This is a genomic window from Catellatospora sp. TT07R-123, from assembly GCF_018327705.1.
Lineage (GTDB): Bacteria > Actinomycetota > Actinomycetes > Mycobacteriales > Micromonosporaceae > Catellatospora.
In genome coordinates, this window is the sequence record NZ_BNEM01000001.1 from 4,653,055 (window position 1) to 4,668,393 (window position 15,339).

A 15,339-nucleotide genomic window follows, 5' to 3' on the forward strand; every position below is an offset into this window, starting at 1 on the left:
GCCCGTCGGGAAGGGCACCTTCTGCGACGCGAAGCGATGAGCAGGTGCCCTTCCTTACCTGCGGGTACGGGCGCGGGCGCGGTGGCGGTGGATGGGGGCGTTCGGGTCGGCGGGCCAGGGGCTGATCGTGTGCGGGGGCAGGCCCTGGGCCAGCGCGCCGGACAGCAGGTGGGCCAGGCTGTAGTCGGGGTCGGCGCGCAGCGCGCGTTCCAGGGCCGCCCCGGCCAGGACCCCGTTGCCGCCGCGCCAGGCGCACCAGCCCAGCAGTGTGGCGATCGGGGCGACCAGGCCCGGTTCGCCGCGGCGGGTCAGGTCGAGCCAGAAGTCGAGCTGCCAGTCGGCGTCGTCGGTCCGCGACCAGGCATGGTCCCGGCAGGGCAGGTCGTGCAGGACGAGGCTCAGCCAGGCCGCGTCGTCGTCGTCGAGCCGCCCGCCCGCCGCGGCCCGGTCCATCGCCCGGTCGATCGCGGCGGTCCCCGCCGATCGCAGCGCCTCCTGCTCGTCGTCGGCGCCCGACAGCAGCGTCAGCAGCCGCAGCTCGGCCCGGTCGACGGCCTGGGTCATGGCCAGGGCGGCCAGGTTGCCGATCGGCTCGACCAGCCGCAGCACCGCCTCCCGGTCGGGCAGCACGGTCATGCCCTCGTACGTCGCGGCCGCGGCCGCCGCGGTGGCGCTGCTGTCGAACAGCTCCCCCTCGGGCGGGGTGCAGTCGGCGCACCGCAGGCAGTGGTATCGGTCGCCGTCGCGATGCAGCGCCTCCGCCACGTGGTATCCGCGCTGGTCGAGTCCCTGCATCAGCTCGCGGGTGCGCTCGGCGGCCGCCGGGTCCGGTCCGTATCCGACGAGCATGGCGGTGGTGACCGGGGCACCGCGCCGGCCGGCCCGGGTGAGTAGCCGGGCGAAGTCCCGCAGGGTCTGCGCGGCCGGGGCGGCGACGTCGGCGCGTGCCCCCACGCTGATGCGGCGCCCGCGCAGCCCGATCACGACGACGCTGTCGGTGGGATGGAAGCCCAGCAGATACGGCACGTAGGCGATCAGGTCGGCGCGGTCGCTGAAGGTGTAGGTCGGGATCGAGGCGCTCATGCGGCCAGCGTCGCGGCAGGTGCCGTGCGCGGGCCAGCGATGATCGTTAACCTGTGGACGACACGCCGTGTCATCCACAGGCAGGAGGGCGGAGGCTTGCCGTCGTACGCGGCATTGGTGCTGGCCGGAGGCGCGGCCCGGCGGATGGGCGGGGCGCCGAAACCGCTGCTGCCCGTCGGCGGCGTGCCGCTGCTGAGCCGGGTGCTCGCCGCTCTGCGCGACGCCGACCCGATCGTGGTCGTCGGCCCGACTGAGCTGGAACCGCTGCTGCCTCCCGGCGTCCGCCGCACCCGCGAGCAGCCCCCCGGCGGTGGCCCCGTCGCCGCGATCGCCGCAGGGCTGGCCCTGTGCCCGCCCACCGGCCGGGTCGCCGTGGTCGGTGCCGACCTGCCGTTCCTCACCGCCGAGGCGCTCGCGGAGCTGCTCGCGGCCGACGCGCCCGCCGCCCTGTACGCCGACGGGCAGGGCCGTGCCCAGCACCTGCTGGCGGTGTGGCGCACCGAGGCGCTGCGGGCGGCCGTACCCCCGGAACCCGCCGGGGCGTCCATGCGCGGCCTGCTCCGCGACATCGCCCCCCACCTCGCGGCCTGGACCGGCACCGGCCCGCCGCCGTGGTATGACTGCGACACCGTGCCCGACCTGCGCGCGGCGAACGACCTGACCGGAGCGGAGGGCCCCGATGGCCGTCGACCTGACTGACTTCACCGCGGCGGCCTGCGCCGAACTGGGCCTGCCGACCGACGCCGTCGACACCGCGATGGTGCTGGACCTGGCCCGGGAGGTGGCGCACAACACGGTCCGGCCGGGGGCGCCGGTCAGCACGTTCCTGCTCGGCCTGGCCGTGGGGCGCGGCGGCGACGCGGACGAGCTCGCGGCACGTCTGGTGGCGCTGGCGCAACGGCTCGGTCAGTCCAATCCCTGACTACGCGAATACCCTTCCGGTCGGTAATGTCTGCGTGACAGGGGACCCGGGGCTTCCCCGACGTGCCGCTTGCGCGGTGGCTTGCCTGCACGGGGGCCACGCCCCCGGAGGAGGCGAGCGATGACCGAACTGTCGAATCCCGGCCTGGCCGAGGCCGGTCTGCTGGACGAGCCCACCACTGCCGACCTGTATGCGAAGGTCACCGAGGCGTGGCGCGAGTTCGCCCGCGCCCTCGCGGCCGCGCTGCCCGACCTGCCCAACGGCGGCGAGCTGGAGCTGGCGCTCGACCCGACCGCGTCCGGCACCGGCAGCGCCGTATACGGCGTGAGCGTCGAGCGCCTGGACGACGGCACCTTCCAGGCCCGCGCGGTCAGCAACACGAACCTGCCCGAGGGCTTCCGGCTGGAGCGCCCGGCGATCGCGGCCATGGTCGCGCTGGGCTGGTCGCCGCCCGGCGTCATCGCCGGGGCCAAGGAGAACTTCGGCCTGTCGGCGCAGCCTGACGCGCTGGCCACGATCATCACGCGCACCCTGCGCGACGTCTACGGCGCTCCGCACCCGGCGTTCCTCGTGTACGAGGCACACGACCGCGAGGGCGAGCCCGTCACCACCGAGCCGCTGGGCACCGCGCGGCACGAGTCCACGATGGACGGCATCCTGCCCGGCATCGACGCGCTCGAAGCCAGCGGCCTCGACCTCGCCGATCGGGTGCGCATCGTGGTCGCCGCGCTGCTCAAGTCCGATCCGGACGAGCTCCAGGTCGACGGTGACGGCGACATCGGCATCCGCGCCGGGTCGGCGATGGTGTTCGTCCGCGTGCGGGAGAACCCGCCGCTGATCGACGTCTTCTCCCCGGTGCTGACCGACATCGAGCCCACGGAGAAGCTGTTCGCCAAGCTGTCCGACCTGACCAACCGGATGCCGATCGGCCGGCTCTACTGCACCTCCGGCACCGTCTGGGCGTCGATCCCGGTGTTCGGCCGCGACTTCCAGGCCAGCCACCTGGCGCTGGCGATCCAGGTCATGACCGGCCTGGCCGACGAGCTGGACGACCGCCTGCACGGCGAGTTCGGCGGCAAGCGCTTCTTCGGCGAGGGCGACAAGCCCGCCCCGATCGAGGAAGCCCGCATCGGCCAGTATTTGTGAGCTCGGCTGTTTGTGAGCCCCGCGTCGTCCGCGCGCTTCAGATAGACGTTGGCCTATTACATCGACTCTGATCTTGCTGGAGTCGATGTAATAGGCCAACGTCTATGGAAAACCGGGGTTGGGGCGTCGGCGCGCCAGCAGCTCAGTCGACCAGGCGGGAGAGGACGATCATGCTGCGGGTCGAGGTGATGAACGGCTCGGCCCGCAGCCGCTCCAGCGCCTGCTCCAGGTGGGAGATGTCGGCGGCGCGCAGGTGGACCAGCGCGTCCGCCTCGCCGGAGACCGTGTAGGCGCCGACCACCTCGGGATGGCGCCGGGTGACCTGGGTGATCTGGGCCGGGGTGGTGCGGCCGGTGCAGAAGAGTTCGACGAAGGCCTCGGTGCCGCCACCGACCGCGGCCGGATCGACCACGGCGGTGAAGCCCTTGATCACGCCACCGGAGCGCAGCCGGTCGACGCGACGCTTCACCGCCGGGGCCGACAGCGACACCGCGGTGCCGATCTCGGCGTACGTGGTGCGCGCGTCGGACAGCAGCGCTGCGATTATCCGCTGGTCAACGTCGTCCAACTTCACGAACCGAGCGTAGCGAGGTCGCTGATCAACACGTTCGACGGGATGGGGCCGTCCATGGCGACGCGGCGCAGGTACCACTTCTGCTGCGGGGCGCGGCCCTGGGTGAACTGCCAGTTGCCGCGCGGGCTGATGATCTGGCCGACGTTCGCGAGCTGCTGGTTGATCTTCGTCGGGGTGGCCGCCTCGTTGCCGTTCAGCGTCAGCGCCTGGTCCAGGACCGCCGCCGCGTCGTAGGCGGAGACCGCGTACGACGTGGGCGTGCGCTGGTAGTTCGACTGGAACACCGACGAGAACGTGTGGTTCGACAGGTTGCTCAGGTCGGCCGAGTACTGCATCGCCGTGTAGAGGCCCATGGCGCCCTTGCCGAGCTGGTCCAAGGCCGGACCCTCGGACGAGGCACCGGGGGCGTAGACGGCGTTCTTATAGCCCGCCGCGGCCAGCGCCTGCATGAACGGCCCCACGTGCCCGGTGGGCAGGTTGCAGAAGACGGCGCCGGGGCTGCGGTTGGCGACCTGCGAGGCGTACTGCGCGTACGCGTCGGCGCTGGCCTTGGTGCCCGGCGCCACGCCGATCGGGTTGTTGGCGCCGGAGCCGTACTCGCTGATGAACGCGTCCATCAGCTCCTCGTTGGCGGCGTTGTCGAAGCCGACCAGCGCGACCTTGCCCATCACCCGGCGGCGCAGGTAGGACGCGACCGCCTTGGCGGGCTCGTCGCTGAGGTACGCCGTGCGCCAGATGAAGAAGGCGCTGAGCATCTTCGCGGGTGCCATGTGCGTCGCGAGCAGCGGGATCTTGGCCGCCTCGACGGTGTCGCGGACGATCGGCAGCAGGTCCGGATTGGCCACTCCGACGACGGCGAGCACCTGCTTGTCGTGCAGGCGCTTGAGGGCGTCGTGTCCGCTCTTCGTCGAGTCGCCCTCGTCCTCGGGCACGATCTCGACCGGGTGGCCGTTGAGCGCGTTGCCGTGCAGCTGGAGGTAGAGCTTGAACCCGATCTCGAGGTCGGCGCCGACGGCCTTGTTGGCGCCCGTCTGGGGCGTCAGCAGACCGATCCGCACGGTGGCCTTGGGGCTGTCGGTGGTCGCGGTCGAGCAGCCGGAGAGTGCGCCCGTGAGTCCCGCAACGCCCGCGCCGGTCAGCAACCCGAGCAGCCTGCGACGGTCGAGGCCGTCCAATGTGTCCTCCAGAGGGATCCCGCCGACGTTCCGTGGTACGCCCTGGCGTCGCCGATGTTTCATTGCGGTCATGGGGTCTTTCGACCCACTGTGGCGTTCTACCGCGTCACGGTACGTACGTCAATGATCAACATTGGTCGGGCTCTCAGGATCTAGGATGGGTTGGTTCCTGACGGAGGAGGTCGGCGTGACCCAGCAGCACCCGGACGAGAAGAGCGTGGTGGTCGTGGGCCCGGACGGGCACCCGATCGGCACGGTGGAGGTCGGCGCGGAGGCGATCGCCGTGGGCGCCGCCGAGGAGGACCCCAGCCGCCTGATCGAGCAGCCCGCGAAGGTGATGCGCATCGGCAGCATGATCAAGCAGCTGCTGGAGGAGGTGCGCGCGGCACCCCTGGACGAGGCCGGCCGCCAGCGCCTCGTCAAGATCCACCGCCAGTCGATCGTCGAGCTTGAGGACGGCCTCTCGCCCGAGCTGCGCGAGGAGCTGGAGCGGATCTCGGTCGACTTCACCGGGGGCGCCACGCCCTCGGAGTCGGAGCTGCGGATCGCGCAGGCACAGCTGGTCGGCTGGCTGGAGGGCCTGTTCCACGGCATCCAGGCCGCCCTGGTGGCCCAGCAGATGGCGGCGCGGATGCAGCTGGAGCAGATGCGCAACATCCCCGCCCTGCCCGGCGCGCCCACCCCCGAGCCCGGCAAGTCCGGCCGCGGCACGGGCCCGTACCTGTGAACCGTCGGCGCTGACCCGCCGCACCGGGGCTTCCGCGCCACTGCTTTGTCATAGACGTTGGCCTATCACGTCGAGATTTTATAGATCATCTTCGACGTGATAGGCCAACGTCTATCAAAAACCGGAGCGCGGCGCGCGCGCATCCAGCGCTCAGCGGCTGCGTCTCAGCAGTCCGTCGAGGTAGACCGCGACGCCGTCGCGGTCGTTGGAGAGGGTCGTCTCGTCGGCCAGCGCGATGACCTCCGGGTGCGCGTTGGCCACCGCCACCCGGCGGCCCGCCCACTCGAACATCGGGATGTCGTTCGGCATGTCGCCGAAGACCAGCACGTCGGCCGGATCCACGCCGAGCTCCTCGGCGACGACGGCCAGCCCGCTGGCCTTGTCCACGTTCGGCGGCGTGATCTCGACCCAGCCCAGCCCGGAATGGGTGAACGCGGCCGTCTCCGCCGGCACCAGGGCGCGCGCCGTACGCAGCAGCGTGTCGGAGTCGTCGTCCCCGCCGACCCGGACGAACGCCTTGATGATGTCGTGCCCGAGCGATTCCGCCCGGGGCTGCACCCGCACGTCGTCCGGGTACGGCCAGTCCGTGACGTCGTCGCCCCAGATCGGCGAGTTCGGCGTGTCCAGCGCCTCGACCAGCAGTTTCACCGGCCCCAGCCGCTGCTCCAGCGCGTCCACCAGCGCCGCCAGGGTGGTGCCGGGCAGGCGGGCGTCGCGCAGGACGCGCGGAAGGCCGGGCTCGCGCAGGTCGAGCACGCGGCCGCCGCCGCCGAGCACCAGCAGGTCGGCGTGCGGCAGGTCGATCCGGCTCAGCTCCTCCAGCCGGGGGCCGCGGCCGGTCGCGCCGACGATCGGCACCCCGGCCGCACGCACCCGTTCGAAGACCGAGTGCGTGAAGCCGCTGACCGTGGCGTCGGACCGGACGACAGTGCCGTCCAGGTCCGTCGCGACGAGTTTCGGCAGGCCTTGCCGCAGCACGCTGCTCAGGACCGCGCCTTGACAGGCTCCAGCACGTCGCGGCCGCCGACGAAGGGCTGCAGCGCCTTGGGCACGCGCACCGAGCCGTCCGCCTGCTGGTGCTGCTCCAGCAGCGCCACCATCATGCGCGTGGTGGCCAGCGTGCCGTTGAGCGTCGCCACGGTCTGCGGCCTGCCGTCGGCGTCGCGGTAGCGGGTGTTCAGGCGGCGCGCCTGGAACGTGGTGCAGTTCGAGGTCGAGGTGACCTCCATGTACCGGTTCTGGGTGGGCAGCCACGCCTCGCAGTCGAACTTGCGGGCCGCCGACGAGCCGAGGTCGCCCGCGGCCACGTCGATGACGCGGTAGGCGAGTTCGAGCTTGCCGAGCATCTCCTCCTCCCACGCCAGCAGCCGCAGGTGCTCCTGCGCGGCCTCCTCCGGCGGGCAGTACGAGAACATCTCGACCTTGTCGAACTGGTGCACCCGGATGATGCCCCGGGTGTCCTTGCCGTACGACCCGGCCTCGCGGCGGAAGCAGCTCGACCAGCCCGCGTACCGCAGCGGCCCGTCCAGGGGCAGGATCTCGTCCTTGTGGTACGCCGCCAGCGGCACCTCGCTCGTGCCGACCAGGTACAGGTCGTCGGCGGGCAGGTGGTAGACCTCGGCGGCGTGCGAGCCGAGGAAACCGGTGCCCTCCATCGACTCCGGCTTGACCAGCACCGGCGGGATGACCGGGGTGAACCCGGCCTCGACCGCCTGCCACAGGCCCATCTGGAGCAGCCCGAGCTGGAGCAGCGCGCCCACGCCGGTCAGGTAGTAGAACCGGGCGCCCGAGACCTTCGCACCGCGCTCGGTGTCGATGGCGCCGAGCAGCTCGCCCAGGGCGAGGTGGTCCCGCGGGTCGGCCAGCTCGGGGCGCTCGCCGACCTCGCGCAGCACGACGTAGTCGTCCTCGCCGCCGCCGGGCGCGCCGTCCTGCACCACGTTGGCGATGGCGAACTGCGCCGCCCGCAGCAGGCGCTCCGCCTCGGTCACCGCGGCCTCGGCCGCCTTCACCTGGTCGGACAGGTCCTTGGTGCGAGCCAGCAGGGCTGTCTTCTCGTCGCCGGAGGCCTTGGGCATGAGCTTGCCGAGCTGCTTCTGCTCGGCCCGCAGCGCCTCGAAGGCGGCCACGGCCGAGCGGCGGGACTCGTCGGCTCGGAGCAGGTCGTCCACGGCGTCGACAGCGTCTCCGCGCAGCCGCTGGCTGGCGCGTACCGCCTCGGGGTCCTCCCGGACCAGGCGCAGATCAATCACGTCGAAAAGATTACCGGCCGGGCCCGTGCGGGTTCGCGTCAGTATTGCCGTACGAACGGCGCGGCGGTGGAGACCGTCAATTCGATCTCCCCGGGCTCGGGCTCCGCGAACGCGGCGGACGGGTTCGCCGCGGCCTGCTCCGGCTGCTCCAGCGTCCCGCGCAGGTGCATGCTCAGGAAGGCCAGGCCGAGCAGCACCGGCGTCGCCAGCGCCGCCCACAGGCCCCGGGCGAGCGTCACCGTGATCTTCTCGGTGCCCTCGGGTGAGAAGAACAGGCCCAGCTGCGGCACCCCGGACGGGGCGCTCATCTTGTGCGCGGCGGCGCCCAGCAGCACCAGCAGCACGGCGGACAGGCCGAGGCCCGCCGCGCGCGCCGCCCCGCGTGCCGTCACCGGCGCGGCGAGCACCACCGCGACCAGCGCACCCAGCAGCGTCAGCGCGACGAGGTACGTGTCGCCCACGCCGCTGGACCACACGTCGTTGACGACGGAGCCGATCCCGGAGAACGAGGACTCCAGCGGTTCGGCCGGGGTGGCGGCGATCTGCCACTCGCCGAACAGGGACGCGGCCGCGGTCGCCCCGCCGAGCACCAGCAGCGCCACCGCGGCACGCGGGTCCGCGGCGTGGTGCCGCCAGCCGCGGGCGGGCAGGTCGTCGCGTTCGTGCGCCAGGTCGCCGAGCTCCACCACGTCGAGGTTCTCGTCCATGGGCGGCATCATCGCACGCGTCCCTGAACGGCGAACCCCCTGCGGCGCGGTGCCGCAGGGGGTTCGTGAAGGCGCGAGCCGGACGGGTCAGCCGCCCAGCAGGCCGCCGAGCAGGCCACCCTGCTGCTGGTTGCCGCCGGAGCCGCCGGCGACCGCGCCGCCGGGGAACTCCTCCGACGGCTGCACGACGACGAAGCCCTGGCCGGCGAAGCTCATCGTGAACGCCTCACCGGTGGTGCGGCCCAGCAGCGTGCCGATGCCGAGCTGGTCGGCGCGGTGGTAGCCGGTCTGCAGGTTGGCCGACCAGCAGATCGCGGCCTGCGGGTCGGCGTAGGTGGGCTGGTCCACGGTCAGCACGACCGGGGTGCCCTTGGTGGTGATGGCCAGGCGGCCCTGCCCGCTGAAGACGCAGTTGAACATGCCCGCGGCGGAGAACATGCCCATGCCCTGGACCATCTTGATGTCATAGTTGAGGGTCGACTCGAACGCCAGCACGTTGGAGCCGTTCACGCTGAGCGAGTCACCGGGGGCCAGGTCGACCAGGTGCACGTCGGCGGCCCGGTCGGCGAGGAACACGTCGCCACGGCCGGAGAGCTTCATCAGCGGCACACCCTCACCGGTGAGCTTGCTCTTCAGCCACTTGGCCGCACCGCCCGAGCCCAGCGCCTGGAACTGCACCTGGCCCTGGTAGGCGACCATCGCACCGGTCCGCGCCATGACCTCGCCGTTGAGCTCGATCTTCAGCATCTTGGAGTTCTGCAGCCGCAGACCCGGAGTGGCGGACTCCTTCTCCAGGTTCTCGGCGGCGAAGAGGGCACTCTGCATGTCGTCATCCTTCTGAGGGGGACGGGGCACTGAAAACGCTACGAGCGTAGGTGAGCTGCACAAGTTTGGGCGTCGCCTTGCCGACTCAACCCCAACCGAGATCGTGCAGCCGGTGGTCGTCGATGCCGAAGTGATGGGCGATCTCGTGTACGACGGTGACGGCGACCTCTTCGACCACGTCTTCGTCGGTGTCGCAGATGCGCAGGATCGGGTTGCGGTAGATGGTGATCCGGTCGGGCAGCACGCCGCCGTAGTCCCAGCCGCGGTTGGTGAGGGCGAACCCCTCGTACAGGCCGAGCAGTTCCGGTTCGCCGGGGGGCGACTCGTCCTCGACCAGGATGACCACGTTGCGCATCAGGTCGAGCAGTTCCTGCGGCACCTCGTCGAGCGCGTCGGAGACCAGCTCCTCGAACCGCTCGCGGCTCATCTCGACCGGCATGCTCAGGACAGCTCGCCGCGCCGCAGCCTGGCCACCCATGCCGCCGAATCGGCGTAGTCCGGATCGGACAGCCCCGCCGGCGGGGGCACCGGCCGCTCGGGCAGGCCGCCGGTCAGGCCCGCGCGAGGGTACGACCCGAGGAAGCGCACCCCGGCGCAGATGCGCCGCAGGCCCTGCAGCGCCTCGCCGACCCGGGCCTCGGCGACGTGCCCGGCGCAGTCGAGGAAGAAGACGTACCGGCCGAGGCGCTCGCCGGTGGGGCGGGACTCGATGCGGGTCAGGTTGACCCCGCGCACGGCCAGCTCGGTGAGCACCGCGAGCAGGGCGCCGACCCGGTCGTGCGAGATCCACACCGCGAGTGAGGTGACGTCGTTGCCGGTGGGCTCCGGCGGCGAGCCGGGGCGCGACAGCAGCACGAACCGGGTGGCCGCGTCCGGGTGGTCGGCGATCTTGTCGGCGAGCTGCTGGAGCCCGAAGCGGTGCAACGCGATCGGGGCGCACACGGCCGCGTCGAACTCGCCCGCGGCGGCCGCGGCGGCCGCCGCGCCGTTGGAGAGCACATCGGAGACCACCGCGTCGGCCGCGTACGTGCGCAGCCAGGTGCGGCACTGGGTGGACGCCTGCGGGTGCGCCGCGACGGTGCGCACCCGGTCCAGCGTCATGTGGTGCCGGGCCGCCAGCACGAACTCCACCGGGATCACCACCTCGCGGGTGATGACCAGCGGGTCGCCGTCGACCAGCTCGTCGAAGGTCACGCCGACGGCCCCGCCGATCGAGTTCTCCCACGGCACCAGGGCCGCGTCGGCGTCGCCGGCGCGCACCGCCTCCAGCGCCTCGGGCACACTGCGCGACGGCGTGCGGACGCCGTTGAGGGCGGCGGGCACCGTCAGCAGCGCCTGCTCGGCGAAGGTGCTCTCCGGGCCCAGGTAGACGAACCGGGTGGGCGGGACTCCAGGCATGTGATCAGAGTACGCCGCGGCCGGGTCAGCAACCTGCGGTGAGCCGGATGCCCGCCGGGGCGAAGTTGCGGACCTCGATGGTGCAGATGTCGGTGCCCGCGGTGACGACGCTCAGCTTGTCCGGCGCGCCCTTGGTCACCACCTGCAACGGCTCCCGGCCGGTCACCGACAGCACCGTGTACTGCCAGGTGCCGGCGCACATGGGCGGCGTGACCACGGTGACCGACCCGTTGCCGGGCAGGATGCTCGTGGTGCGGCGCAGAGCGGAGATCACCTGGTCGGCACTGGGCCGGCCCTGGCACAGGGTGGCCGTGATCTCGGAGAAGGTCGCCGAGGGACCGGTGCTGGGCGGCACGGTCGGCGGCATGCTGAACCCGGGCGGCAGGCCCGCGGTGGTGGCCGGAGTGGACGGTTGCGGCACCGGTGCGCCGGGTTTGGGCTGCAACTCGGGCGGCACTCCGCAGCCGCCGAGCAGAGCCGTCCCGGTCATCCCGGCGGCTGCGAGCGCGGCGATGGATCGCGTCAGACGCAGGGGCATGGGGACCGAGACTAGCGCGGATCAGCGCGATCGGCTGCTCACACGTCGGCGAAGAAGCTCAGCGACCCGACGACGGTGCCGCCGTGCCACAGCGGCGATGCCACGGCGTCGATGGTGCGGCTGCCCGCGCCGTCGTCGGTGCGCACCCGCATCAGGCCGCGGGCCAGGCGTTTCGAGGTGAGCGCGAGCAGCGGGGGGATCTGCTCGCGCTCGGCCTCACCCAGCTCCTTGCCGGCGGCGGTGAAGTCGATGAGGCAGAGCACGGAACTGTCGAGCACGTGCAGACCCTTGAGCTCGCTGGGCCTGGCGGCCTCCACCAGCCGCGCCCAGGGTGCGGACGCGGCGACGATGAGACCGGCGGCGTCGATGACCAGACACGACTCCTCAGCCGACGGGATCGGTGCCGACCACGTGATGAGCGGATGGGCGGCGACCGGCTCCAGGTGGGAGAGCGAGAGCTCGATGTGGGTCATCGCTGCTCACGTTACCCGCGCGGGGTGCCCTTGTCACCGGGTGCGCCGCCGTCCGGGTGCCAGGTGTACCCGCTGGCGCCGGGGGACGGCTGGTTGGCCCAGATCGCCGGGTTGCGGGCCACTTGGGACAGTTTCTCGGCGGTCATGGGACTGATCCGCTGCCCGGTCGACTCCAGCACCCGGTCCAGCTCCCGGAACGAGGTGATGATGCACTCCTTGGGCAGCCCGTTCACGCTGATCGGACCGGCGCCGAGGAAGGCGAGGACCGCGAAGACCTTGACGTCCTGGCCGATGGCGGCCGACATCGCCTTGGCCACGCGCTTGGCGTCGCGCCGGGCCTGCGAGATGTACGGCGGCCGCCGTCCGCCGATCTGGACGACGTCCCCGGCGATTAGCACCCGGCTGCGCCCGTGCTGGGCCAGCGAGACGCTGAAGATGCCGCCGGGGCCGATGGCGATGAAGCCCATCGCGGGCGGCTGCTTGGGCTTGCCGGGCTCGCCGGAGGCGGAGCGGGCCAGCTCGGGCAGCTGCGGCCACTCGATGACGTGCCAGTCACGGCCGAGGCGGTGCACCGCCCGGTCCTCGGTGGCGGACATGCGCCGCAGCGTGCGGTCGGTGCGCAGCCGGCGGGCCCAGGCGAGGGGGTTGGCGTGGGGCGCGGAGGCGCTGTCCGTGGTCGGCGACACCGGCAGAGGCAGACTGGGACGGCCGAAACTCGGCCGCCCGAGCGGCGCACGATCGGGGTAGACGGTCATGGTGTGCCTCCGTGAGGGGCGGGACGCCACGCATTGAGTTAGGTGTCCCTTACCGTACGTGTCGAAACGTCGATGCGTTAAGGGGTCCGGGCGCGACTGTGCGCGAATGAATGGATGAATGTCTGGTTCAGCTTCATTCGCGCGCATCACTCCCGTGGTACGCGGGACATCCTCGCACAACACCCCGGCGCTCTTCATCTTCGTCGATGCCGACATGAGAAGAGCGCCGGGGTGACCGTCCTCAGCGGAGGTTGAGCTGGCGGCCCAGCAGGCCCTGCTTGGCGCGGCGCTGGTCGGCGGTCAGCGGCTCGTCGACGGCCTTCGCGGCCTCGTACCGGGCGGCGACCGCGGCCAGCGGCTCCTCCCAGGTGCCCGCCTCGTCGCCGTGCGGCAGGTCCCACACCGGCACCAGCAGGCCGTGGGCGCGGAACATGCCGGCGAACTTGGTCTGCTCGGTGAGCTTCAGCTCGCCCGCGGCGCTCAGCCGCGCCAGCGCGTTCATCGCGACGTCCTCGCCGTCGGGCAGCACCCAGCGGACGTGCGCCTTCTCCGGCACCCGGCACCAGTACGCCGCCCGCGCGGCCGCGAGCGCGACCGTCGGGTACACCGAGGAGTTGGCCGCCTCCAGCGAGGCGTTGACCTCGGCGTCGCGCTCCTGGTCGGCGTCGAGCCAGAAGTCGAAGCCGTCGTGCACCGTGATCTCCAGCGGCGCACCGACCAGGATGTCGCCCAGGCGCGGGCCCTCGCCGGGCAGCGGCGGCACCGCCACCGGGGCGCCCGGCTCGGCCTCCAGCGCCGACAGCAGCGCCACCGCCAGGTCGCGGTTGACGTCGCCGGAGCGCTCGTGGCGCTGTAGGCCGAGCAGCACCCGGCCGTCGGTCTTGGTCAGCGCGGGCCAGGCCATGGGCAGGATCGTGGCGAGCATGATCTGGCGGTCGCCGTATTTCTCGGCGTACTCCGGGGCCAGGGTCAGCGGCGCGGTGGCGGCCGGGACCAGCTCGCGCAGCGCCACCCACTCGGCCTCGTCGGCCAGCCCCTCGAACGGGCGGGCGACGAAGATGTCGCGGACCTTGGGCTGCTTGGGCTCCTTGCGGCTCTCCAGCCGACTCTTCTTACTCACGCGGTCAGCTTAGTTCCGCCCAGACGCTCTGCCCGAGACCGTCCCGCTCGACACCCCACCGGATGGCGAGCGCATCGACGATGGTCAGACCGCGGCCGTCCGGGTCCTCGACCCCGGCCACGCGGGGGCGCGGCACCTGGGTCGCCCCGCCGTCGGTCACCCGCACCTCGATCACGGCACTGCCGTTCTCCGAGCGCAGGCGCCAGGCCAGGCGGACCACGCCGCCGGGCAGCGGGTCGGCGTGCCGGACCGCGTTGCCGACCAGCTCGGCCGCGACCGAGACCACGTCGTCGAGCAGGGCGGCGGGCACGGCGTCGGCCAGCGCGGCGGCCAGTCGGTGCCGGGCCTGCTGAGCACCGCGAGCATGGTGGGGCACCACCACGCACCAGGCTCGCTCAGCGACAGCCATCGACACGATCATGCCTCCCTGGATGCGGTCGCATCCCTCTTCCCGTCACCTCGCGGAAGCCGTACCTCTGCGACCGTACCTCCCCCATCCCGGGGACGTAAGGACACCCAACCGTTTTGTCGCTCAATAGTCTTTCGGACGAGATACAGACCCAGTCCGGCACCACCGTATCGCCGTCCGTCGCCACTGTCCGCCTGCCAGAAGCGATCGAACACCCGATGGGACTGGTCCGGTGAGATCCCGATGCCGCGATCGAGCACGCGGAAGAGCACCGTGCGCGCGTCCTCGGCCGCGGTGATCACGACCGGTTCCGGCCCGGGTGAGTACTTCTCGGCGTTGGTGACCAGCTCGGTGAGCACGGTCGGGATGGTGGCCCGGTCGCCGTGGGCCAGCGGCAGGCCGCTCGGCAGTTCCAGCCACAGCCGCCGGCGCAGGTCCGCGGGCAGCCCGGCGGCGGCCTGGCGCAGCGCCGTGAGCAGGTCGAACGGCGCCAGCCGCAGCATGCCGACGGCGGTGCCCGTGCTCGCGGCGAGCAGCCGGTCGACCAGGCGGGCCAGCTCGTCGCTGCGCTGCCCGATGACCCGGGCGGCGTCGTGGCGGGCCTCCTCGTCGAGCTGGCCCCAGTGGTCGCGCAGCGTGTCGGCGTACCCCTTGATGACCGTGACCGGGGTCCGCAGCTCGTGGCTGGTGACCGCGATGAACAGCTCGCGGTCGGCCAGCTCGGGGGCCTCCGGCGCGGCCTGCACCGGCAGCCCGGCGCCGTCGCGGTAGAGCCGGGCCACCGTCGCGCCGAGCAGCGACATCGCGGCCAGCTGGTCCGGGTCGGCCGGGCGCTCGGTGGTGAAGAAGGCGGCCAGCAGGGCGACCGGGCCGGCGGCCGCGTCGACGCGGTGCACCAGGATCCAGGGGGTGCCCTGCGCGGCGAGCTGGTCCGCGGTGTCGGGATCGACCTCGCCCAGCTCCAGCCGGTAGGTCGGCGGCCCGGGGCGGCAGGCGATGGTCACCACGTGCGGGCGCACCGGACGGCCGATGGCCCAGGCGGCGGTGCCGGCGGCGGCGATGATCCGGCCGCCGTCGCCGTGCAGCTCGGCCAGGGCCATCCCGGGCACACCCAGCGTGTACTGGCCGAGGTGGACCAGGCGGTCGACGGCGGGCAGCCCGCCGGACCGGGTGTCGGGGTCGTTGAAGAGCGCGGCGATGCCCAACGTCAGCTCGCGGTACGCCACCTCCACAAA

At 72.4% G+C, this 15,339-nt stretch carries 19 protein-coding genes; 4 read left to right on the forward strand and 15 right to left on the reverse strand.

What is annotated here, in order from left to right; translation table 11 throughout:
• Window positions 1–54: 54 nt before the first annotated feature.
• Window positions 55–1,083 (reverse strand): DUF4192 domain-containing protein, encoded by a 1,029-nt coding sequence (locus Cs7R123_RS20200; RefSeq protein ID WP_212828623.1) that lies wholly within the window; start codon window positions 1,081–1,083, stop codon window positions 55–57.
• A 114-nt stretch (window positions 1,084–1,197) separates the two neighbouring features.
• On the opposite strand from Cs7R123_RS20200, the gene Cs7R123_RS20205 reads away from it, so the two are divergent.
• The 3 genes from Cs7R123_RS20205 to Cs7R123_RS20215 all read left to right on the forward strand — a co-directional run bounded on the left by Cs7R123_RS20205 (window position 1,198) and on the right by Cs7R123_RS20215 (window position 3,151).
• Window positions 1,198–1,782: a molybdenum cofactor guanylyltransferase gene (locus tag Cs7R123_RS20205; protein WP_212829298.1), complete on the forward strand. Its 585-nt coding sequence runs from the start codon at window positions 1,198–1,200 to the stop codon at window positions 1,780–1,782.
• Window positions 1,763–2,005: a DUF6457 domain-containing protein gene (locus Cs7R123_RS20210; RefSeq protein WP_212828624.1), complete on the forward strand. Its 243-nt coding sequence runs from the start codon at window positions 1,763–1,765 to the stop codon at window positions 2,003–2,005. Before Cs7R123_RS20205 ends, Cs7R123_RS20210 begins: the two co-directional genes overlap by 20 nt.
• A 120-nt stretch (window positions 2,006–2,125) precedes the next feature.
• A complete protein-coding gene (locus Cs7R123_RS20215; RefSeq protein WP_212828625.1) occupies window positions 2,126–3,151 on the forward strand; it encodes a hypothetical protein in 1,026 nt (341 codons plus the stop codon).
• A gap of 142 nt (window positions 3,152–3,293) precedes the next feature.
• Here Cs7R123_RS20215 and Cs7R123_RS20220 read toward each other — a convergent pair whose 3' ends face one another.
• Window positions 3,294–3,725: an Lrp/AsnC family transcriptional regulator gene (locus Cs7R123_RS20220; RefSeq protein WP_212828626.1), complete on the reverse strand. Its 432-nt coding sequence runs from the start codon at window positions 3,723–3,725 to the stop codon at window positions 3,294–3,296.
• Complete coding sequence (locus Cs7R123_RS20225) at window positions 3,722–4,900, reverse strand: ABC transporter substrate-binding protein (RefSeq protein WP_212828627.1); 1,179 nt, start codon at window positions 4,898–4,900, stop codon at window positions 3,722–3,724. The genes Cs7R123_RS20220 and Cs7R123_RS20225 overlap by 4 nt, the downstream gene beginning before the upstream one ends.
• Window positions 4,901–5,057: 157 nt before the next feature.
• On the opposite strand from Cs7R123_RS20225, the gene Cs7R123_RS20230 reads away from it, so the two are divergent.
• Window positions 5,058–5,627, forward strand: coding sequence for a bacterial proteasome activator family protein (locus tag Cs7R123_RS20230; protein ID WP_212828628.1), 570 nt, complete (start codon window positions 5,058–5,060; stop codon window positions 5,625–5,627).
• 150 nt (window positions 5,628–5,777) lie between these two features.
• Here Cs7R123_RS20230 and Cs7R123_RS20235 read toward each other — a convergent pair whose 3' ends face one another.
• The 12 genes from Cs7R123_RS20235 to Cs7R123_RS20290 all read right to left on the reverse strand — a co-directional run bounded on the left by Cs7R123_RS20235 (window position 5,778) and on the right by Cs7R123_RS20290 (window position 15,336).
• Window positions 5,778–6,605, reverse strand: a complete 828-nt coding sequence (locus tag Cs7R123_RS20235) for an HAD family hydrolase (RefSeq protein ID WP_212828629.1) — start codon at window positions 6,603–6,605, stop codon at window positions 5,778–5,780.
• Between the two features lie 5 nt (window positions 6,606–6,610).
• The gene (gene serS / locus Cs7R123_RS20240) at window positions 6,611–7,879 is read right to left on the reverse strand and encodes a serine--tRNA ligase (RefSeq protein WP_212828630.1); all 1,269 of its coding nucleotides are present in this window, start codon (window positions 7,877–7,879) and stop codon (window positions 6,611–6,613) included.
• Between the two features lie 38 nt (window positions 7,880–7,917).
• Window positions 7,918–8,586 carry a hypothetical protein gene (locus tag Cs7R123_RS20245; protein ID WP_212828632.1) on the reverse strand — a complete coding sequence of 223 codons (669 nt, stop codon included), beginning with the start codon at window positions 8,584–8,586 and terminating at the stop codon, window positions 7,918–7,920.
• A gap of 87 nt (window positions 8,587–8,673) precedes the next feature.
• Window positions 8,674–9,411: an AIM24 family protein gene (locus tag Cs7R123_RS20250; RefSeq protein ID WP_212828633.1), complete on the reverse strand. Its 738-nt coding sequence runs from the start codon at window positions 9,409–9,411 to the stop codon at window positions 8,674–8,676.
• 85 nt (window positions 9,412–9,496) lie between these two features.
• Window positions 9,497–9,850: a metallopeptidase family protein gene (locus Cs7R123_RS20255; protein ID WP_212828635.1), complete on the reverse strand. Its 354-nt coding sequence runs from the start codon at window positions 9,848–9,850 to the stop codon at window positions 9,497–9,499.
• A gap of 2 nt (window positions 9,851–9,852) precedes the next feature.
• Window positions 9,853–10,809, reverse strand: coding sequence for a prephenate dehydratase (gene pheA / locus Cs7R123_RS20260; protein ID WP_212828636.1), 957 nt, complete (start codon window positions 10,807–10,809; stop codon window positions 9,853–9,855).
• 25 nt (window positions 10,810–10,834) lie between these two features.
• Entirely contained in the window at window positions 10,835–11,347 is a 513-nt protein-coding gene (locus tag Cs7R123_RS20265; RefSeq protein WP_244871933.1) for a hypothetical protein, read from the reverse strand.
• A gap of 38 nt (window positions 11,348–11,385) precedes the next feature.
• A complete protein-coding gene (locus Cs7R123_RS20270) occupies window positions 11,386–11,820 on the reverse strand; it encodes a hypothetical protein (RefSeq protein ID WP_212828637.1) in 435 nt (144 codons plus the stop codon).
• 11 nt (window positions 11,821–11,831) lie between these two features.
• Window positions 11,832–12,575, reverse strand: coding sequence for an NERD domain-containing protein (locus Cs7R123_RS20275; protein ID WP_244871934.1), 744 nt, complete (start codon window positions 12,573–12,575; stop codon window positions 11,832–11,834).
• A 241-nt stretch (window positions 12,576–12,816) separates the two neighbouring features.
• Entirely contained in the window at window positions 12,817–13,695 is an 879-nt protein-coding gene (locus tag Cs7R123_RS20280) for a DUF5926 family protein (RefSeq protein WP_212828638.1), read from the reverse strand.
• A 4-nt stretch (window positions 13,696–13,699) separates the two neighbouring features.
• The gene (locus Cs7R123_RS20285) at window positions 13,700–14,116 is read right to left on the reverse strand and encodes an ATP-binding protein (RefSeq protein WP_212828639.1); all 417 of its coding nucleotides are present in this window, start codon (window positions 14,114–14,116) and stop codon (window positions 13,700–13,702) included.
• The gene (locus Cs7R123_RS20290) at window positions 14,113–15,336 is read right to left on the reverse strand and encodes a sensor histidine kinase KdpD (RefSeq protein WP_244871935.1); all 1,224 of its coding nucleotides are present in this window, start codon (window positions 15,334–15,336) and stop codon (window positions 14,113–14,115) included. Before Cs7R123_RS20290 ends, Cs7R123_RS20285 begins: the two co-directional genes overlap by 4 nt.
• Window positions 15,337–15,339: the final 3 nt, after the last annotated feature.